We start from the raw sequence: 17,609 nt of genomic DNA, 5'->3' as shown, positions 1-17,609 counted from the left end.
CCTTTGCATTTGCGGTGTTGCGAACTATCTAAGGCCAAGACGACAAAAGGGCAAATGCGGTGACAGATAAAATCGAGATGATGAAATTATACTCGCAGCGCATTTTGGCACTGGCGGCCGACATGCCGCGCACCGAGCGATTGGCGGCACCTTCAGGGACGGCGAAAAAGCGTGCGCCACTGTGTGGGTCCGCGGTGACTGTTGATGTGCAGCTCGCAAACGGGGTGATTGTTGATTATGGTCAAGACGTGAAAGCCTGTGCATTGGGCCAAGCTGCGGCGTCCGTTGTGGGCAGCGTTGTTGTGGGGCTGACCCCTGCGCAGGTGCAGACCGGACGCGATCAGATGCAAGCCATGCTGAAGGGCGCGGGGCCGATGCCATTGCCCCCGTTTGAGGGACTGGGCGTTTTGGAACCAGCGCAGGACTATAAGAACCGTCATGCCTCGATCATGTTGGCCTTTGATGCCACTTTGGATGCGATTGCCGCCAGCCACGTATAAAAAAACGCCGCACATCCAGGACAGGATGGCGGCGTAGATATTTGCGATGCGGCATCCAGTCCTATGATCCAAGGGGAGAGGCAAGGCCCCCACATCGGATTTTGACAGGCAGGTCGTTCATTGCAAGGTGGGACAAGACAATGGGACGGACCGGATGCCGTATTCGCTGGGCAGGTCAGACCATCCCGGGCAAGGACAGGCCGACAAACAACATCACAAGTAAAGCAGCAGCACCAAGGGCATCGCCAAGAATGGTATCGCGTGACCGGTAGATAACCGTTTTAATCTCTTTAGCCATTGATTTGCTCCCTTATGTTTTGTTGTTTCCCCTTTGTTCCATAAGGTTAATGACCTGTAAAGAACAAATGAGAACATAAGAGAACAAATCGTTAACTTAATTTCTAACCAACTGATATTAAACGGATTGCTTTGTCCTGTTCCATCAGCCAAAGAGCGGTCCTTGCCGCCTGCCCTCGTGGAGAAACCAGTTTTGGGTCGAGCAACAGCAAGTTTCGCGCGTCGGTTTGGGCAATCTGCATCAGCGATGCTTGGCGTTCCATGTCTGCAATGCGGAATCGTGGCACGCCCGATTGTGCGGTGCCAATCACGTCGCCAGCGCCGCGCATAGCAAGGTCTTCTTCGGATATTTTGAACCCGTCTTCGGTTTCGCGCAGGATTTCCAGACGGCGCCGTCCTGTTACCGACAATGGTTCCTGAAAGAGAAGCAGGCAACTGGACGCGGCGGACCCGCGCCCGACCCTGCCACGCAGTTGGTGCAACTGAGCAAGTCCAAATGTTTCGGCGCGCTCGATCATCATGATGGACGCGTTTGGCACGTTGACGCCGACCTCGATCACCGTAGTTGCGACCAGCACCTTGGTTTCGCCCGACACAAACCGCGCCATTGCTGCGTCTTTTTCGGCGGGTGGCATTTGGCCGTGAACGAGGCCTACGACCCCTTCGCCCAACGTCGCGCGCAGGCGTTTGAACCGCTCTTCGGCGGCGGTCATGTCGAGGAATTCGCTTTCTTCGACCAATGGGCACACCCAATAGGCTTGGCGGCCTTCGTTAACCGCGTGGCGCAGCTTTGTGATGACTTCGTCCATGCGTTTTGTAGATACGAGTGCGGTTTGCACTGGCGTGCGTCCGGGTGGTTTCTCATCCAGAACCGACACGTCCATATCGCCGTATTGTGCCAAGGCAAGGCTGCGCGGGATCGGGGTCGCGGTCATGACCAACACGTCGACGGCGCGGCCTTTGGCCCCGAGTTCCATGCGCTGTGCCACGCCAAACCGATGTTGCTCGTCAATCACGGCAAGCCTAAGATCTTTGAACTCAACGCCTTTTTGGAACACGGCATGAGTGCCAACGAGGATTTGAATTTCACCATTGGCGAGGCGTTCCAGTTTTTTTGCGCGCTCGGTGCCCTTATCGCGACCTGTCAAAAGGTCCAAAACCACGCCTGCGCTGGCGGCCAAAGGTTGCAATCCGTCAAGATGTTGCCGCGCCAGAATTTCGGTCGGGGCCATCATGACGCCCTGCCCGCCTGCCTCGACCACCGCCAAAAGCGCCATGAGTGCGACCAGCGTTTTCCCGGATCCGACATCGCCTTGCAGCAAACGGTTCATGCGCAGCGGCGTTGCCAGATCAGCGGCAATCTCGGAAACTGCGCGGCTCTGGGCGCCGGTCGGATCGTAAGGCAGTGCTGCCAGCACCTTGGTTTGCAAGGCGCCTGTGGCTTTGGACGCCGTGCCTTTGCCACGTCTTAAAACGGCGCGAGCCAAGGCCAATGTCATTTGATGCGCAAAAAACTCGTCGTAGGCCAATCGCTCGCGGGCTTTTGCATGAGCCGACAGATCGGTTGTGGCTTCCGGCGTGTGGGCGTCGCGCAGGGCCTGTTGCCACGAAGGCCAGCCGTGTTGGGATTTCAAAGCAGGATCAATCCATTCGGGCAAATCAGGCGCAAGGCCAAGCGCACTGCGGGTGCCTTTCCACATTAGTTTTTGCGTGATGCCAGCGTGAAGCGGATAGACCGGTTCAAAGGCGGGAATGTCGCCCGCGTCCTCTACCCGCAAGATGTGGTCGGGGTGCACCATTTGGGCGATGGTATCGAAGGCCTCGATCTTGCCCGAAACGATGCGTTTCTGACCCGTCGGAAGTTGTTTGGTCAGATAATCGCCGCGCGCGTGGAAAAACACCAATTGAAACGTGGTTTCGCTGTCGGTGACATGCACGCGGTGGGGTCGACTGCGTGTGCTTGGCGGGTAATGTTCGCCGATCGTGACCTCGACCGTTACCACGGCGGGCGGAACCACGTCGCGGATACTGGCCCGTTGGCCGCGATCAACGCCCGACACCGGCAGCGTCATCAGCAGGTCACGCGGGCGGGAAATACCTGCGGCTTCAAGGATTTGCGCCGTTTTGGGGCCGATCCCGTCGAGATTTGTCAGGGCAGCGAATAACGGGAAAAGTGTTTCGGGGCGGCCGTTCATAATCCGTCAATCATCGCGAGCCATGCGTCCTCATCGATGGTGAGAATGCCAAGGTTCGCGGCTTTTGTGGCTTTGGATCCTGCGCCGGGGCCTGCGACAAGGATATCCGTTTTCGCGCTGATCGCGCTAGAAACTTTCGCGCCAAGGCTTTCGGCGCGGGCTTTGGCTTCGGCGCGGCTCATCTTTTCCAAGGTGCCGGTGAATACCACGATTTTGCCCGCGACGGGACTATCGTTTGCAGTTGCGGTGACTGCGTTTTGCACGGTCAGCTGGGCTACGAGTTCGTCGATTGATGCGCGCTCGGCGCCATTTTGGAACGCGCTAATCAGGGATGTGGCCATAACTTCGCCTACGCCATCGACACCAATCAGGTCGTCCCACGCGGTGCCGGTTCCGATCTGAGCGGATGTCAGGGCGTTTTCCAAGGTGGCCCAAGTGCCGTAATGCCGTGCGATCAGGCCTGCATTCGTGTCACCGACATGCCGGATGCCAAGGCCAAAGATGAGTTTGCGCAACGGGATTTTGCGTTTATCCTCAATGGCATCAAAGACCTTTTGAGCGGATTTTTCGCCCCAGCCCTCGCGGTTTTTAAGCTGTTGTAGGCCTTGGCCATAGCGCGATTGTAGGGTGAAAATGTCAGCGGGGGTTTTGATCCAGCCGTCGGTGTAGAGCTGTTCGACCTGTTTTGCGCCAAGACCGTCGATATCAAATGCGCCGCGACTGACGAAATGCTTGAGCCGTTCGACTGCTTGGGCGGGGCAAATCAGCCCACCAGTGCAGCGGCGCACCGCGTCACCCTTTTCGCGCGGCGCAGGTGAATCGCATTCGGGGCATGTTGTGCGGAATACGTAGGGCTCTGATCCGGTTTTGCGTCGCGAGATGTCGACGTCTTTAATTTTTGGAATCACGTCGCCCGCGCGGTAGATTTGCACCCAATCGCCGATACGAATGTCGCGCCCGCCACGGATGTCGTTGCCGTCGCCGCCGATGCCTGCGATGTAATCTTCGTTGTGCAAGGTTGCGTTTGAGACGACGACGCCGCCGACGGTCACAGGAGCCAGTCGCGCCACAGGTGACAATGCGCCGGTGCGCCCCACCTGAATGTCGATGCCTGTCAGGGTTGTCCAAGCAAGTTCGGCGGGGAATTTATGGGCAATCGCCCAGCGTGGTGTGGTGCTGCGAAAACCGAGGCGTTTTTGCAATTCAAGGTCGTCAACTTTGTAAACCACGCCGTCGATGTCATAGCCCAAAGTGGCGCGTTGCGTTTCGATGTCTTGGTAATGCGCGATCATCTCGGCAGGTGACGCGCATTTTTTGGTCAGCGGGTTCGTTTGGAAGCCGAAATGTTGCAAGGCCATGATTGCGCCAAATTGCTTGTCCGCAAGTGCGGTCGAAAGTTCGCCCCAAGCATAGGCGAAGAATTTCAGCGGGCGTGCTTTGGTGATTGCAGGGTCAAGTTGGCGCAATGACCCTGCGGCGGCGTTGCGTGGATTTGCGAAGGTTTTGCCGCCGATTGCCGTTTGCTTTTCATTAAGCGCGGCAAAGTCTGCGGCGCTCATGTAAACTTCGCCGCGCACTTCGAGAACTGCGGGCGCACCGTGGATTTCGTGTGGGATGTCGGCGATCGTCCGCGCGTTTGCGGTCACGTTTTCACCAAACGCGCCATCGCCACGGGTTGCCGCTTGGGTGAGTTTGCCGTCCTCATAACGCAGCGAGAGCGAGAGCCCGTCGATTTTTGGCTCGGCTGTGTAGATGAGTGGGGCATCTGCTGCGAGACCGAGAAATTTGCGCAGGCGTTCGTCAAACTCGACAATATCGTCGTCGGTAAATGCGTTGCCGAGGCTGAGCATGGCTTGCGCATGTTCGACTTTGCCAAATCCGTCTACGGGTGCGGCTCCGACGTGATCGGAGGGACTATCGGCTTGTTTCAATTTTGGAAAGCGGGCTTCGATCCCCTGATTGCGGCGTTTGAGAGCATCGTAGGTTGCGTCATCAATCGCGGGTGCGTCTGCACCGTGATAATCATTATTGGCTTGCATGAGGATAACCGACAAGCGCGCAAGTTCTTGTGCGGCATCGGTGGCTGACAGGTCATCAATGGCTTTGGTTGCAGTGTCAGTTAAGTTCGCACGCGTCACGGCTTTCCTCCAAGCAAATGACCGCAAATAGATGCGGCCATGCTTAAGTTTTAGCAGTGTCACGCAGGAGGTAAAGTGCGTAGCCCCCTGCGGATCAGAAAAACGCGATGCGACGCTATGCGCTGACGGCGATTTTTTCTGCGTTGGCGACCGGTTGTGGATCGCGCAGGACGTAGCCGCGGCCCCAAACGGTTTCGATATAGTTGTCACCGCTGGTTGCCTCTGCAAGTTTTTTGCGCAGCTTGCAAATAAACACGTCGATGATTTTCAGTTCTGGCTCGTCCATCCCGCCGTAAAGATGGTTCAGGAACATCTCTTTTGTTAATGTTGTGCCTTTGCGCAGGCTTAACAATTCCAGCATTTGATACTCTTTGCCCGTCAAATGCACGGTTAGCCCACCCACCGCGACAGTTTTGGCGTCAAGGTTGACGTCAATACGGCCGGTTTTGATGATCGACTGCGCATGGCCTTTCGAGCGGCGAATAATCGCATGAATGCGCGCCACGAGTTCTTCGCGGTGGAACGGTTTGGTCATATAGTCGTCCGCGCCAAAGCCAAACCCTTTGAGTTTAGCGTCGGTGTCATCGTCGCCAGATAGAATCAAAATCGGCGTATCAATACGGCTAAGTCGCAGTTGCCGCAGCACTTCGTGCCCATTCATATCTGGCAAGTTAAGATCAAGGAGGATCAGATCGTAATCATACAACTTCGCCAGATCGATCCCTTCCTCCCCCAAATCCGTCGCATAAACGTTTAGATTCGCATGGGTTAACATCAATTCGATGCTCTTTGAGGTTGTAGGGTCGTCTTCTACCAACAATACACGCATTTAGTTTCTCCGCTGTCTCTCTGATGAAAGCACCTTATGCGCCGAATGGTTAATTGTAGTTTAACGACGTGAATTAACTTTGTCTTTCCTACCTAGGGTTGTCTATACCGTTTTAGGGCTGTGGCTCTCAGCGCCCCAATTCCGTGTTGTTTTACCGCAGTTTCCCATTCCAAAAATTCTTCTTCCGATAGAGCGTAGGTAATTTTCGCCGATTCGCGAGTCAGCAATCCAGCGGTCACCGCCTTAACAACCATGGCCTTTCTTGACGCAACCCATCGGCGCGTATCGGGTGAAGGCAGGTCCGCACGCGTCATGATTGTTCCGTCTGACAACGTGACTGACCGCGGCCCTTCTACTTTTTTCAAATACATCTCTCTCTTCCCTTTTCAGGTCGTCCCAAGACAGTTATGCGGTGGCAGCCTTAATGAGAGGTGTAGCTGCGCCTTGTTCATTCATAGGATTTACCTATATTTCGAACAAATGTTTCACGATTGGATAGAATGATGAGCCTTGACCAGCCCCTAAACTCGCTTGGATTCGCTAAAACGCCTGCGCAGACACGTGTGGTGGTGGCGATGTCTGGTGGCGTGGATAGCTCTGTTGTGGCGGCGCAACTGGCTGAAGAAGGCTACGATGTGGTTGGTGTGACGTTGCAGTTATATGACCACGGGGCGGCGTTGGCCAAAAAAGGTGCTTGTTGTGCAGGGCGCGATATCCATGATGCGCGCCGTGTGGCCGAAGAAATGGGCTTTCCGCATTACGTCCTGGATTACGAGAACACGTTCAAAGAGGCGGTAATGGACGAGTTTGCCGATAGTTATTTGGCGGGTGCGACCCCTGTGCCATGTATTCGGTGTAACGAGCGGGTAAAGTTTAAGGACCTGTTGAACACCGCCAAGGATCTGGAGGCCGATTGCATGGCGACCGGGCACTATATCCAGCGGTTTGTCGGCGATCGTGGTGCAGAGCTACATTCGGCGGCGGATCCGACCAAGGATCAAAGCTATTTTTTATTCTCGACCACGCCCGAACAGTTGGCATATTTGCGGTTTCCACTTGGGCATCTGAAGTCCAAAGAAGAAACCCGCGCGTTGGCGGTGAAGTATGGATTGAGTGTCGCGGATAAGCCGGACAGTCAGGACATCTGCTTTGTGCCTGACGGGAATTACGCGGCGGTGATCGAGAAACTGCGCCCCGGTGCGGCGGAGCCTGGCGATATCGTGGACGTTGAGGGCAATGTCTTGGGCGCCCATACGGGCGTGATCCATTATACGATTGGGCAGCGGCGCGGACTGGGCATCGGCGGTTTGGCTGATCCGCTATATGTCGTGCGGTTGGACGTGGATAAACGCCATGTGATCGTGGGGCCAAAGGCGATGCTGGCCACGCGTATGGTGCCACTGCGCGAGATTAACTGGCTGGGTGACGACGGGTTTCTCGCGGGTGGTGAGCGCCAGATTTCGGTAAAGGTGCGCTCGACCAAGCCGCCAATTGAAGCGATCCTGCGGCCTATTTCGGATACCGAAGCGGAAGTAGAGTTGCTGGTCGCCGAAGAAGGTGTGTCGCCGGGTCAGGCTTGTGTGTTTTATGATCCTGAGAGCAGTCGTGTGCTGGGTGGCGGTTGGATTTGGCGGGGGTATTGAGTGGTTAATTAGCTCGGATTGCTAATGTAGGCACATCACTATTCCCCATTTGGAAACTGCCGTTCCAGCCATTCTATAACTTCATATTTTGGATCAAAAGTGTACCCTCCAGACTCTGGTTTCCAATACTGGAGATGTGAAATTTCATCGGCAAATACGAGTTCTGTGATCATACTCAGAAAGAACGCAACGGACACAATCGAGTGCTTTACAAATCCTAACGTGTCGTCGTTTTTCAAATAAGGGATAGGCATCTCAAGTGAAGCATGACCTGTTCCGATGTGAACAAATTCGTTGCTGAAAAAGCCCCACATCTTCCCTATCTCTGAAATTGATTTGCTAGCCCAAGTTACACATTTACTCGAAGGTAGGTCATTAGCGTAAAACTTGGCTAACGCATCTTCTTTCGTAGCCAAGACAAGCACAATGGCCAAGGTTTAAACAACCATCCGCGCTAATGCACCATATTGCCTCGGGTAACCGTGACGTGCGACCTCAATACTTGCAATAAATGAATTTATAGCGCTTGATAATAGCCGCGCCGAAGTTGCTTTTGAACCTTTATCATCCACACTTGGAAGATGTTCTAATAGAATACCAGAGCATCTTGCTACGAGTTCACTGCATTTTTCGATTTCGGTTTTAGTTAGTCGATCAAACGACCTTGCTATTTTCGGTCCATCGCGTTGAATCTGATTAATCAACATATTCTTTTTAATTATAATTTGAAGATTTTTCTCATGATCGATCCTAATATGGGCAATGTCTTTGCGAGTTGGTAGTCCTTTGCTATCTCGTCTTAAATGCCCGTCAGATTTCTTAGTCATGAACATCACCCATTAAAGTTTTTATTGATCTAGTTGTGCTACCAAGCTTTAGTAATGCAAACCAAAAAACATTTTGGCTGGAAACCCATCCAATCCACCACTATCCCTACGCACATGATATACAAAACCGCATCTGACTGGCGCGACGCGTCGCATAAACGTGTTCTGCTCTTCGCGATGTCAGGCCTTGGAAAGACGTATCTGTCCAACCTCGTGCGTGCGCAGGGCGACTGGTTCCATTACTCGATCGATTACCGGATTGGCACGCGCTATATGGGCGAGTTGATTGCGGATAATGCCAAGCGTGAGGCGATGAAGGTGCCTTTTTTGCGCGATTTGTTGCGCTCTGACAGTATTTATATCGGGTCGAATATCTCGTTTGATGATCTCAAGCCGATGTCGTCGTATCTGGGCAAACCCGGCAGTGTTGATGCGGGTGGTTTGGCATGGGACGAATATACCCGCCGTCAGGGTCAGTTTCAGAAGGCCGAGATTGCGGCACTTTATGACACCGGCCATTTCATTGATCGCGCCTATGATCTGTATCAGTATCGGCATTTCATCTGTGATACGGGCGGGTCGATTTGTGAGTGGGTTGAGGTGAATGACCCTGATGATCCGATCATGACAGAACTGGCGTCCAAGACCTTGATGGTCTGGATTGAAGGGTCCGATGCACATACCGCAGAACTGGTCCGCCGTTTTGACCGTGAACCCAAGCCGATGTCTTATGATCCGGTATTTTTGTTGCAGACGTGGCAAGCGTATTTGGCAGAGTTCAACACGCAGCCCGATCAAGTGAACCCAGACGACTTTATCCGTTGGGCTTTTGCCAAAGCACTCGCGCACCGTCAGCCGCGCTACAAGGCGATGGCCGACCGTTGGGGGCTGACCATTCCAATGGACGCTGTGGCAAAGGTCAAAGATTCTGACGGGTTTGTGAACATGATCGCGGACGCCCTTGAGATGCGGAACCAATAGCGCTACCTCAACACCTCAAGCGACGACATTAGGACCAGTCATATGCCCATCAAGATCCCAGCCTCCCTGCCCGCCTACGACGTGCTGACGCGCGAGGGTGTGATGGTGATGGATCCGGATCAAGCCGGCCATCAAGATATCCGACCGTTACGGATCGGGCTATTGAATCTGATGCCCAAGAAAATCCAGACCGAGAACCAGTTTGCGCGACTGATCGGCGCCACGCCACTGCAGATCGAACTGACGCTCATTCGCATGTCCGAACATAAAACCAAGAACACCGCCGCAGAGCATATGGAAGAATTTTACCAAACGTTTGACGAGGTCCGCGACCAAAAATTTGACGGATTGATTATCACAGGTGCGCCGATCGAGCATCTGGATTTCCATGACGTGACTTATTGGGACGAGTTGACCCGCGTGTTCGACTGGACCCAGACCAATGTACATTCCACGTTTGGCGTGTGCTGGGGCGGCATGGCGATGATTAATTATTTTCACGGCGTGCCAAAGCATCTGACAGACCACAAGGTGTTTGGCTGTTTCAAGCACCATGTAACGGCACAGGCTTCGCAATATTTGCGCGGATTTTCAGACGAATTTGTGATCCCCGTCAGCCGCTGGACCGAAATGCGGCAAGATGATATCGCATTAGCGACGGGTCTTAAGACATTGATTACAAGCGAAGATTCTGGACCTGCTTTGGTTGAAGATGCGGGCCACCGTGCGCTTTATATCTTTAACCATTTTGAATATGACAGTGGCACACTCAAGCAGGAATACGACCGCGATGTGAGTGAAGGCACGCCAATTAACGTACCGCAAAATTACTATCCAAACGACGACCCGTCAAAGCCGCCGACCAACCGCTGGCGCAGTCACGCGCATCTATTGTATGGTAACTGGATCAATGAGATCTACCAGACAACAAAGTATGATATTGATGAAATCGGTACTTAAAATTCTCCAATTCTCGACGCTAACGCTTGGCATCGGTGCTGTGCTGGCAGGGTGCACATCTGCCGCGCGCACTGCCGCGGTAGAAGCCGCGTTTCCACCCGTGGGTGCGTTCGTCGAGGTAACGGGCGGGCGTGTGCATTATTTGCGTGCAGGGTCCGGTCCTGAGTTGGTTTTGCTGCACGGCGCGGGCGGCAACTTGCGCGATTATACCTTTGATTTGTTTGATATTTTAAGCGAGCGCTACACTGTCACTGCCTTTGACAGACCTGGGCTTGGCTACACTGACCGCGTGCCTGGTATCGCCGTCGGGCCGACAGCCACCGAGGGCGACAGCCCGCAAGATCAAGCAAAGATGCTACGCGAAGCCGCTGCAAAAATCGGCATCAAAGATCCGGTTGTGGCAGGTCATAGTTTTGGCGGGATTGTCGCCTTGGCCTGGGCCACAGCGGGACTGGAGGCGCAAAGCCCGGTGAACGCCAAAGCGGTGGTTTCATTTGCAGGTGTCATGATGCCGTGGCCTGATGATTTGGGCGCTTATTATACCATCAATGGCAGCGCATTTGGCGGTCTGGTGGCTATTCCCGTGATCTCGGCGATTGCGACCGATGCGCAGATTGCATCGGTGGTTGAAAGCACCTTTGCGCCCGACCCTGCGCCCGAAGGCTACGCCGCACATATCGGTGCGAGATTGACGTTAAGGCCCGAAAATTTCCGCGCTAATGTGCGGCAGGTCAATACCGCCCACCCGCATGTGTCAGAAATGAAGTTGCTTTATCCGCAGCTGACGTTGCCAATCGAGATCCTGCATGGCACTGCTGACACCACGGTGCCGATTGACGTGCATGCACGACCGTTCCGCGACATCGTACCTTCTGCCCGTCTGACCGAAATGCAGGGTGTCGGACATATGCCGCATCATGTTGATCCCGAGGCCGCAATCGCAGCGATTGACCGTGCGGCGGGTCGCGCCGGATTGCGCTAAGGCGCAGCGTTGCGCATAGTGAGCGCAAGCAAACGAGGATAGACCCATGGACTTGCCTTTTGACGGCGGCATCAGCAAATTCTACAACGAGGCAGCGCCCGCAAAGGTGAAGGCGGCGATCAAGGATGCGCGTAAGAACGATATTCTCAACGCCGACTATCCGTATAAAAAACGCATGGACCGGGACGCCTACGAAAGCGAGATCGAGGCGCTTCAGGTAGAGCTGGTGCGGATGCAGGCATGGGCGATTGAAACGGGCGCGCGCATTGTGGTGGTCTTTGAGGGCCGCGATGCGGCGGGTAAAGGTGGCACCATTGCGCGATTCCGCGAGAATCTGAACCCGCGCCATGCCCATGTTGTGGCGCTATCCAAGCCGACCGAGAGTGAGGCGAGCCAATGGTATTTCCAGCGCTACATTGATCACATGCCAAGTGCGGGCGAGATCGTGTTGTTTGACCGCAGTTGGTACAATCGCGGCGTTGTAGAACACGTCTTCGAGTTTTGCACCGATGCCGAGCGCGAAAAATGGTTTTCCCAAGTGAATGCCTTTGAAAAGCTGCTGGTAGATGACGGGATCAAGCTGTTCAAGATCTGGCTAAATGTCGGGCAAGCCACACAATTGAAACGGTTTTTGGACCGCGAGGAAGATCCGCTCAAACAGTGGAAACTATCCTGGATCGACGTCGCAGGGCTATCAAAATGGGACGCCTATACAACCGCCATCGCAGAGACATTGACCCGCACAGATGCCGACGACGCGCCTTGGACCGTTGTGAAATCCGACGACAAGCGCCGTGCGCGATTGAATGTGATCCGCTCGGTTTTGACTCCGTTGGATTACACCGGCCGAAATGACGACGGGCTAGGCGCGGTTGATCCCTTGGTCGTGGACGGCTCTGACGTGTGGCATGGTTAAGCGCGGGTATCATCACGGCAATCTGCGCGAGGCTTTAGTTGCTGGCTGCCTGTCTTTGATCGAAAAACGCGGCCCGACCGGATTTACCTTGTCAGAGGCCGCGCGTGAAGCGGGCGTGACACCTGCCGCTGTTTACCGACACTTTGAAGGTCGCGAAGACCTGATCGCCGAGGCTGCATTGCAAGGCTACGAAATCTTTGGCGAGATGATGGAAAAAGCTTATGCAGGCGGAAAACCGTCCGATCTGGCGGCATTTTCAGCGACGGGTCGTGCCTATCTGGTCTTTGCCAACAAATTCCCGGGGCATTATGTGGCGATGTTCGAGAGCGGCATTTCGATGCAGCGCACCCCTGCCTTGCATGCCGCAGCAACACGCGCCATGGGAGTATTTGAAACCGCCGCACTCGCGCTAAGCCAGCATATTCCTTCCGAGAGACGCCCGCCACCGCAGATGTTCTCGGCGCATATCTGGGCGTTGTCGCACGGTGTAGTAGAGTTATTTGCACGCGGCAGCCCCGGCACAAAATCACCGTTTCCCCCCGAGGACCTGCTGGAAAGCGGCATCGGAATTTATTTACGCGGCTTAGGCCTCGTCGCCCCTGACACATAGGATAGCATTATGGACGGAACACTAGCGGCGATATTCTTGGTAGCGAGCCTGACGGACATGGCCCTGACGGATTGTAAAACGGGATGCTTAGCGCCAGCGCAGGATGCAACACGTCTGACATTTCAGGTGGCACAGATTGATTTCAACAAGATGCAAGTCGGACATGAAGTCATGGTCGGCTATGACTATGGCACCAGTTACGGCCCGTTCCAGCCGACCTTCGGCGCGGCGCTGTCAGATATGGGCGATGTCTGGATTGGTGCTGGTGCAAAATGGACGACACAGGACCTGATCGACGGGCCGCTGTTTGTAGAAGCCTCGTTAATGCCGGGTTATTTCAAACGTGGTGACGGGCCTGACATCGGTGGCGCGTTGCAGTTCCGCTCTGCACTCGGCCTCGGTTACGAGTTTAGCAACGGGGTGACGCTGCTTGCGGCCTACGATCACAGGTCAAACGCGGACACCCAAAAGCTGAACCCCGGGTTAGAAACAATCTCGTTGCGGATTGCGGTGCCGTTTTAAGGCAGCAAGACCAGCGAACGCGCATCCCAAACCACGGAGGTTTTCGCGCCGACATCCAGAACCGGCCGCCCGATCAGGTTTTTCATGGCGATATTCAGCGTACTGGCAACGCCGTCAATGCGCACATCGTAATAGGTCATATCACCGTAGTAGACGACTTCATCCACCACACCTGCGATGGTTTCGCGCGCGGTTGTTTCGCCGTCAAACAGGATGCCAAGGGTTTCAGGGCGAATGCCCACTTTAGACCGACCAATGTCGATGCCTGAAGGCGCCTGCTCCAGTTCAGCCGTGCACATGCCAAGCCCTGCCACATCCACCTTGATTTTGTCGTCGACCGAAATGACATTGGCATCGAGAAAATTCATTTTACCGATGAATTCAGCTACGCGGCGGCTGTTGGGGCGGCGGTATAGCGTTTCAGGGTCGGCAAGTTGACCGATTTCGCCCTCAAACATCACAGCAATCCGGTCTGACATGACCAGTGCTTCTTCCTGATCGTGGGTGACCAGAATGAAGGTGATGCCGACGTGGCGCTGCAATTGCATCAACTCGACCTGCATTTGCTCGCGCATCTTTTTGTCGAGCGCCGACAGCGGTTCGTCGAGCAGCAGCACGTTTGGTTTGAGAATCAGCGCGCGGGCCAGTGCGACACGCTGACGTTGCCCGCCAGACAGTGCATGGGCCTGACGGTCTCCGAACCCTTTGAGGCCAACCATATCAAGAGCTTGCTCGACAGCTTGGAATTTTTCCAGCTTGTCCATTTTGCGTTTGCGCAGGCCAAAGGCCACATTTTCACCCACGGTCAGGTGCGGAAAAATCGCGTAGGATTGGAACACCATATTGGTGGGGCGCATGTTAGCGGGCACGTTCGCCATGTCTTTGCCGCCGATCATGACGGCACCGCTAGAGACGCCTTCAAAGCCCGCAATTGTGCGCAGCAATGTAGTTTTGCCACAGCCCGACGGGCCCAGTAACGAAAAGAACTCCCCTTCTTTAATCGTCAGGTCGATGTCGCGCAGCGCGTGGTAATCGCCGTAGTATTTGTTCACGCCGGTCAGTGAAATTAGGTCGGTCACAGGAAGCCCCCTTTGTCGCGCACCCCTGCACGGGCGAGGCCGCGACGACGCATAATTTCTGCAAATGTCAGTAGGATGATCGACAGCGCGACCAGAATTGTGCCCAAGGCCATAACGATTGGTAACGAGGACGGAAAGCGTAACAGGCCCCAGATATAAACCGGCATCGTCGGGTTTGCGCCAGTCAGGAAGAAGGCGATGATGAATTCGTCCAGACTAATGGTGAAGGCGATAAGCATTGACGAGATAATGCCCGGCATGACCAGCGGCAGGGTCACGAGGCGGAATGCGGACAAGCGGCTTTCGCCAAGATCCATCGCCGCTTCTTCCATGCTGGGGTCAAGGTTCTGGAATGCTCCGTTCAGGATCGCGATGCTAAACGGTGTGCATATCAGCACATGCGCCGCGATAACTGTCCAGTTTGACAGGCCCAGATCAAGGATTTGCACCACCACGATCAGAAGCGAGACCGCGACGATAATTTCGGGCAGGACCAAGGGTAACATGACCAGACCCAAGATGCCGCGCTTGAGGGGGAAGTTGTACATTGCCCCTGCCCGCGCCGCGCAAACCCCGAGGATTGTTGATAAAAGCGAAGTGATGACCGCGATGAACAGCGAGTTTTGCACGGCAGTGTGCATTGCTTTGGTTTGGCTCAGCTCGGCAAACCATTCGGTTGTGAACCCTGTCAGGGGAAATGCGATAATCGTCGCATCGTTGAATGCAAAGATCGGCAGCAGCACAATCGGCGCGTAAAGAAAGATCAGATAGGCAATGGCGTAGATTCGTAGGCTCATGATCGACCTCGCAGCCAACGGCGGTTCAGCAGCACAAAAATCAGGCTGATGGCAGTGACGCAAAGCATGGCAACAATGGCCAGCGCCGCCCCGAGCGGTGCGTTATTAAGTGCCAAAAACTGCGTCTGGATCATGTTTGCAATCAGCTTGCCGCCTGCGCCGCCCATCAGTTCGGGTGTCACATAGTCGCCGATTGTTGGGATGAACACGATCAACACAGCAGCCACCACACCCGGCATGGCCAGCGGCAAGGTGACACGGAAGAAGGTGGTGAACTTACTTTCGCCAAGATCTTGAGACGCCTCAAGCAGCGAGCGGTCGATTTTCTCCAAGGCCACAAAGATCGGCAGGATCGCAAAAGGTGCAAATGCGTGGGCCAGCGTGATGATGACCGCGTTTACGTTATACAAAATGAAGGTCAGCGGCTCGTCGATAATCCCGACGCTCAGCAGCCCCGAATTGATCACGCCGTTATAGCCCAAGATGACTTTCCATAGGAAAACACGGATCAGATAGCTGGTCCAGAACGGGATCGTGATCAGAAACAGCCACAACGACTTTCGGTGTGCAGGTACATGAAAAGACACGAAATATGCCATCGGAAACGCCAGCAGCACCGTGACGAGAGTGACCACGCCAGAGACAAAGAGCGACCGCTGCAAGAGCGCAAAGTAGATCGGTTTCTCGGCAATCTCGCGGTAGTTGTTGAGAGTGAATGTCGTATCGACATTCATAAAGTCCTGCGTCCAGAAACTGAACATAACAATTGCGCCCAAAGGGAACGCCAAAAGCAGCAGCGCATAGATCAACGGCGGACTAACCATCAGTAGCCCGCGTCGTCCCTCTGTCGCTGTCAGTTTTTTCCACATGGGTCGATCTTCACTGCGTGGCCGAAAAGTGCAAGATGCAAAAGATTATCGGCCGCATTATTTCAGCTTTTTTGCCCGCCATACGTGTGTCGAGGCGGGTTTGACCGTGCTTTGACGTTTCATCATGCAGAAAATGGATCGTATCATGCAGCTGCACGGTGTCGAATTTCATGTCGCCACCTGTTGATGATCCACCGCTTTGGAAGGATACCAGCATAGCCTGATCACCCGATCCGGTACCACCGCTACCAGCAACGGGTTTGCGATCAACGCCTCGGCGGTCTGTACGATGAGATTGTCCAGTCGGAACCGCGTAATCAGCTGTTCAGTTACGGCCAGATCAGTTTCTTCAAAATAAGCGGGGAAAGACAACTCGCTCCCCCCCAGAAACAGAAAAAGGGCAGCCATTGCTGGCCGCCCTCTTCCCAAAAACAAGTTCGTAAAGCTTAACGCTTAGAGAACTGGAAGCTCTTACGGGCTTTTGCTTTACCGTATTTCTTACGCTCAACAACGCGGCTATCGCGTGTCAAGAAGCCGGCAGCTTTCAAAGCTGCGCGCAATGTCGGATCATAAAGCTGAAGCGCCTTAGAAACACCGTGCTTTACCGCGCCAGCTTGACCGGAAAGGCCACCACCAGCAACAGTTGCCATAACGTCGAACTGATCAACAACACCAGCAACCTGAAATGGCTGACGCAGGATCATCTGCAGAACTGGACGCGCAAAATACGCGGACATTTCTTTGCCGTTTACGACAACTTTGCCGGAACCTGGCTTGATCCAAACGCGGGCAACCGCATCTTTACGTTTACCAGTCGCATAAGCACGACCAAGTGCATCGCGCACTGGCTCGCGGTTAATCGCAACAGGCGCAGCAGCAGGTGCTTCAACGCCTTCAGCAACTTGGCCCAGCTCTTCGAGAGAGTTCACTTGATCGACCATTATGCAGTCCTCGTGTTCTTAGGGTTCATGGATGCAACGTCCAGAACTTCTGGCTTTTGTGCTTCCATGCCATGCTCTGTGCCTGCGAATACGCGCAGGTGAGTCATCTGCAAGCGAGACAGTTTGCCACCAGGCAACATGCGCTCGACAGCTTTCATGATAACGCGCTCTGGGTGCTTACCCTCAAGGATCTCGGCTTTCGTCTTTTCCTTGATGCCACCAGGGTGGCCAGTGTGCCAATAGTATTTCTCGTCACGCTTGTTGCCGGTCATCTGGATTTTCTCACAGTTGATCACGATAACATTGTCGCCCATGTCCATGGACGGCGTGAAAGAAGGCTTGTGCTTGCCACGCAAGCGCATTGCGATAACAGACGCGAGACGGCCCAAAACAACGCCTTCAGCGTCGATAATGATCCATTTCTTGTCGATATCCGCAGGTGTCGCGGTAAAAGTAGTCATAAGTCACCAATTCTAGTTGGGCCAAAAGCGACCCGTCATTCGATAACTGGCTTATAAAGCGA

At 54.3% G+C, this 17,609-nt stretch carries 22 protein-coding genes; 8 read left to right on the top strand and 14 right to left on the bottom strand.

Annotation, left to right across the window (positions count from 1 at the left end; genetic code table 11):
• Window positions 1-77 precede the first annotated feature (77 nt).
• Window positions 78-500, top strand: coding sequence for an iron-sulfur cluster assembly scaffold protein (locus ACXLHR_RS05390; RefSeq protein WP_458792473.1), 423 nt, complete (start codon window positions 78-80; stop codon window positions 498-500).
• A gap of 175 nt (window positions 501-675) precedes the next feature.
• Here ACXLHR_RS05390 and ACXLHR_RS05385 read toward each other — a convergent pair whose 3' ends face one another.
• The 5 genes from ACXLHR_RS05385 to sciP all read right to left on the bottom strand — a co-directional run bounded on the left by ACXLHR_RS05385 (window position 676) and on the right by sciP (window position 6,330).
• Window positions 676-798 (bottom strand): hypothetical protein, encoded by a 123-nt coding sequence (locus tag ACXLHR_RS05385; RefSeq protein WP_458790501.1) that lies wholly within the window; start codon window positions 796-798, stop codon window positions 676-678.
• Window positions 799-901: 103 nt separating this feature from the next.
• The gene (gene recG / locus ACXLHR_RS05380; protein ID WP_458790500.1) at window positions 902-2,992 is read right to left on the bottom strand and encodes an ATP-dependent DNA helicase RecG; all 2,091 of its coding nucleotides are present in this window, start codon (window positions 2,990-2,992) and stop codon (window positions 902-904) included.
• A complete protein-coding gene (ligA, locus tag ACXLHR_RS05375) occupies window positions 2,989-5,130 on the bottom strand; it encodes an NAD-dependent DNA ligase LigA (protein WP_458790499.1) in 2,142 nt (713 codons plus the stop codon). The genes recG and ligA overlap by 4 nt, the downstream gene beginning before the upstream one ends.
• A gap of 115 nt (window positions 5,131-5,245) precedes the next feature.
• Complete coding sequence (gene ctrA, locus ACXLHR_RS05370) at window positions 5,246-5,959, bottom strand: response regulator transcription factor CtrA (protein ID WP_458790498.1); 714 nt, start codon at window positions 5,957-5,959, stop codon at window positions 5,246-5,248.
• A gap of 92 nt (window positions 5,960-6,051) precedes the next feature.
• The gene (gene sciP / locus ACXLHR_RS05365) at window positions 6,052-6,330 is read right to left on the bottom strand and encodes a CtrA inhibitor SciP (protein ID WP_458790497.1); all 279 of its coding nucleotides are present in this window, start codon (window positions 6,328-6,330) and stop codon (window positions 6,052-6,054) included.
• 132 nt (window positions 6,331-6,462) lie between these two features.
• Between sciP and mnmA the strand changes: the two genes are divergently transcribed.
• Window positions 6,463-7,602, top strand: a complete 1,140-nt coding sequence (mnmA, locus tag ACXLHR_RS05360; RefSeq protein WP_458792472.1) for a tRNA 2-thiouridine(34) synthase MnmA — start codon at window positions 6,463-6,465, stop codon at window positions 7,600-7,602.
• A 38-nt stretch (window positions 7,603-7,640) separates the two neighbouring features.
• Here the strand turns inward: mnmA and ACXLHR_RS05355 are convergent, their stop codons facing one another.
• The gene (locus tag ACXLHR_RS05355) at window positions 7,641-8,018 is read right to left on the bottom strand and encodes a hypothetical protein (protein ID WP_458790496.1); all 378 of its coding nucleotides are present in this window, start codon (window positions 8,016-8,018) and stop codon (window positions 7,641-7,643) included.
• Between the two features lie 21 nt (window positions 8,019-8,039).
• The gene (locus tag ACXLHR_RS05350) at window positions 8,040-8,429 is read right to left on the bottom strand and encodes a hypothetical protein (protein WP_458790495.1); all 390 of its coding nucleotides are present in this window, start codon (window positions 8,427-8,429) and stop codon (window positions 8,040-8,042) included.
• A 114-nt stretch (window positions 8,430-8,543) separates the two neighbouring features.
• On the opposite strand from ACXLHR_RS05350, the gene ACXLHR_RS05345 reads away from it, so the two are divergent.
• From ACXLHR_RS05345 to ACXLHR_RS05320, 6 genes are read left to right on the top strand one after another with little or no spacing between them, the layout of a single operon-like run.
• Window positions 8,544-9,410, top strand: coding sequence for an ATPase (locus ACXLHR_RS05345; RefSeq protein WP_458790494.1), 867 nt, complete (start codon window positions 8,544-8,546; stop codon window positions 9,408-9,410).
• A 42-nt stretch (window positions 9,411-9,452) separates the two neighbouring features.
• Window positions 9,453-10,370 (top strand): homoserine O-acetyltransferase MetA, encoded by a 918-nt coding sequence (gene metA / locus ACXLHR_RS05340; RefSeq protein ID WP_458790493.1) that lies wholly within the window; start codon window positions 9,453-9,455, stop codon window positions 10,368-10,370.
• Window positions 10,354-11,352: an alpha/beta fold hydrolase gene (locus ACXLHR_RS05335; protein ID WP_458790492.1), complete on the top strand. Its 999-nt coding sequence runs from the start codon at window positions 10,354-10,356 to the stop codon at window positions 11,350-11,352. Before metA ends, ACXLHR_RS05335 begins: the two co-directional genes overlap by 17 nt.
• 46 nt (window positions 11,353-11,398) lie before the next feature.
• The gene (gene ppk2, locus ACXLHR_RS05330; RefSeq protein ID WP_458790491.1) at window positions 11,399-12,268 is read left to right on the top strand and encodes a polyphosphate kinase 2; all 870 of its coding nucleotides are present in this window, start codon (window positions 11,399-11,401) and stop codon (window positions 12,266-12,268) included.
• The gene (locus ACXLHR_RS05325; RefSeq protein ID WP_458790490.1) at window positions 12,261-12,878 is read left to right on the top strand and encodes a TetR/AcrR family transcriptional regulator; all 618 of its coding nucleotides are present in this window, start codon (window positions 12,261-12,263) and stop codon (window positions 12,876-12,878) included. Before ppk2 ends, ACXLHR_RS05325 begins: the two co-directional genes overlap by 8 nt.
• Before the next feature lie 9 nt (window positions 12,879-12,887).
• The gene (locus ACXLHR_RS05320; RefSeq protein WP_458790489.1) at window positions 12,888-13,400 is read left to right on the top strand and encodes an acyloxyacyl hydrolase; all 513 of its coding nucleotides are present in this window, start codon (window positions 12,888-12,890) and stop codon (window positions 13,398-13,400) included.
• On the opposite strand, the gene ACXLHR_RS05315 is transcribed toward ACXLHR_RS05320, so the two are convergent.
• Genes ACXLHR_RS05315 through rplM form a run of 7 tightly spaced genes read right to left on the bottom strand, consistent with a single transcriptional unit; the run spans window position 13,397 to window position 17,547 of the window.
• Window positions 13,397-14,479, bottom strand: a complete 1,083-nt coding sequence (locus ACXLHR_RS05315) for an ABC transporter ATP-binding protein (RefSeq protein ID WP_458790488.1) — start codon at window positions 14,477-14,479, stop codon at window positions 13,397-13,399. The genes ACXLHR_RS05320 and ACXLHR_RS05315 overlap by 4 nt on opposite strands.
• Window positions 14,476-15,276 (bottom strand): ABC transporter permease, encoded by an 801-nt coding sequence (locus ACXLHR_RS05310; protein ID WP_458790487.1) that lies wholly within the window; start codon window positions 15,274-15,276, stop codon window positions 14,476-14,478. The genes ACXLHR_RS05315 and ACXLHR_RS05310 overlap by 4 nt, the downstream gene beginning before the upstream one ends.
• The gene (locus ACXLHR_RS05305; RefSeq protein ID WP_458790486.1) at window positions 15,273-16,145 is read right to left on the bottom strand and encodes an ABC transporter permease; all 873 of its coding nucleotides are present in this window, start codon (window positions 16,143-16,145) and stop codon (window positions 15,273-15,275) included. The genes ACXLHR_RS05310 and ACXLHR_RS05305 overlap by 4 nt, the downstream gene beginning before the upstream one ends.
• Before the next feature lie 10 nt (window positions 16,146-16,155).
• Entirely contained in the window at window positions 16,156-16,317 is a 162-nt protein-coding gene (locus ACXLHR_RS05300) for a hypothetical protein (RefSeq protein ID WP_458790485.1), read from the bottom strand.
• A complete protein-coding gene (locus tag ACXLHR_RS05295; RefSeq protein ID WP_458790484.1) occupies window positions 16,314-16,553 on the bottom strand; it encodes a hypothetical protein in 240 nt (79 codons plus the stop codon). The genes ACXLHR_RS05300 and ACXLHR_RS05295 overlap by 4 nt, the downstream gene beginning before the upstream one ends.
• Before the next feature lie 38 nt (window positions 16,554-16,591).
• On the bottom strand, window positions 16,592-17,086 hold the full coding sequence (rpsI, locus tag ACXLHR_RS05290) for a 30S ribosomal protein S9 (protein WP_458790483.1): 495 nt from the start codon (window positions 17,084-17,086) through the stop codon (window positions 16,592-16,594).
• Complete coding sequence (gene rplM, locus ACXLHR_RS05285) at window positions 17,086-17,547, bottom strand: 50S ribosomal protein L13 (RefSeq protein WP_458790482.1); 462 nt, start codon at window positions 17,545-17,547, stop codon at window positions 17,086-17,088. The genes rpsI and rplM overlap by 1 nt, the downstream gene beginning before the upstream one ends.
• Window positions 17,548-17,609: the final 62 nt, after the last annotated feature.

This window comes from Yoonia sp. MH D7 (assembly GCF_054439475.1).
The sequence above is the reverse complement of the archived record's forward strand: the minus strand, read 5'-3'. Positions and strand labels throughout refer to the sequence as shown.

Bases quoted from the DNA above. Each gene is read 5' to 3' on its own strand.
- ctrA (WP_458790498.1), bottom strand. From the start codon at position 5,959: ATGCGTGTATTGTTGGTAGAAGACGACCCTACAACCTCAAAGAGCATC.
- ACXLHR_RS05325 (WP_458790490.1), top strand. From the start codon at position 12,261: ATGGTTAAGCGCGGGTATCATCACGGCAATCTGCGCGAGGCTTTAGTT.
- ACXLHR_RS05345 (WP_458790494.1), top strand. From the start codon at position 8,544: ATGATATACAAAACCGCATCTGACTGGCGCGACGCGTCGCATAAACGT.
- ACXLHR_RS05320 (WP_458790489.1), top strand. From the start codon at position 12,888: ATGGACGGAACACTAGCGGCGATATTCTTGGTAGCGAGCCTGACGGAC.
- ACXLHR_RS05295 (WP_458790484.1), bottom strand. From the start codon at position 16,553: ATGGCTGCCCTTTTTCTGTTTCTGGGGGGGAGCGAGTTGTCTTTCCCC.
- rpsI (WP_458790483.1), bottom strand. From the start codon at position 17,086: ATGGTCGATCAAGTGAACTCTCTCGAAGAGCTGGGCCAAGTTGCTGAA.
- ACXLHR_RS05300 (WP_458790485.1), bottom strand. From the start codon at position 16,317: ATGAAATTCGACACCGTGCAGCTGCATGATACGATCCATTTTCTGCAT.
- mnmA (WP_458792472.1), top strand. From the start codon at position 6,463: ATGAGCCTTGACCAGCCCCTAAACTCGCTTGGATTCGCTAAAACGCCT.
- ACXLHR_RS05310 (WP_458790487.1), bottom strand. From the start codon at position 15,276: ATGAGCCTACGAATCTACGCCATTGCCTATCTGATCTTTCTTTACGCG.
- rplM (WP_458790482.1), bottom strand. From the start codon at position 17,547: ATGACTACTTTTACCGCGACACCTGCGGATATCGACAAGAAATGGATC.
- ACXLHR_RS05305 (WP_458790486.1), bottom strand. From the start codon at position 16,145: ATGTGGAAAAAACTGACAGCGACAGAGGGACGACGCGGGCTACTGATG.
- ACXLHR_RS05390 (WP_458792473.1), top strand. From the start codon at position 78: ATGATGAAATTATACTCGCAGCGCATTTTGGCACTGGCGGCCGACATG.
- ACXLHR_RS05335 (WP_458790492.1), top strand. From the start codon at position 10,354: ATGAAATCGGTACTTAAAATTCTCCAATTCTCGACGCTAACGCTTGGC.
- recG (WP_458790500.1), bottom strand. From the start codon at position 2,992: ATGAACGGCCGCCCCGAAACACTTTTCCCGTTATTCGCTGCCCTGACA.
- metA (WP_458790493.1), top strand. From the start codon at position 9,453: ATGCCCATCAAGATCCCAGCCTCCCTGCCCGCCTACGACGTGCTGACG.
- ACXLHR_RS05385 (WP_458790501.1), bottom strand. From the start codon at position 798: ATGGCTAAAGAGATTAAAACGGTTATCTACCGGTCACGCGATACCATT.
- ppk2 (WP_458790491.1), top strand. From the start codon at position 11,399: ATGGACTTGCCTTTTGACGGCGGCATCAGCAAATTCTACAACGAGGCA.
- sciP (WP_458790497.1), bottom strand. From the start codon at position 6,330: ATGTATTTGAAAAAAGTAGAAGGGCCGCGGTCAGTCACGTTGTCAGAC.
- ACXLHR_RS05350 (WP_458790495.1), bottom strand. From the start codon at position 8,429: ATGACTAAGAAATCTGACGGGCATTTAAGACGAGATAGCAAAGGACTA.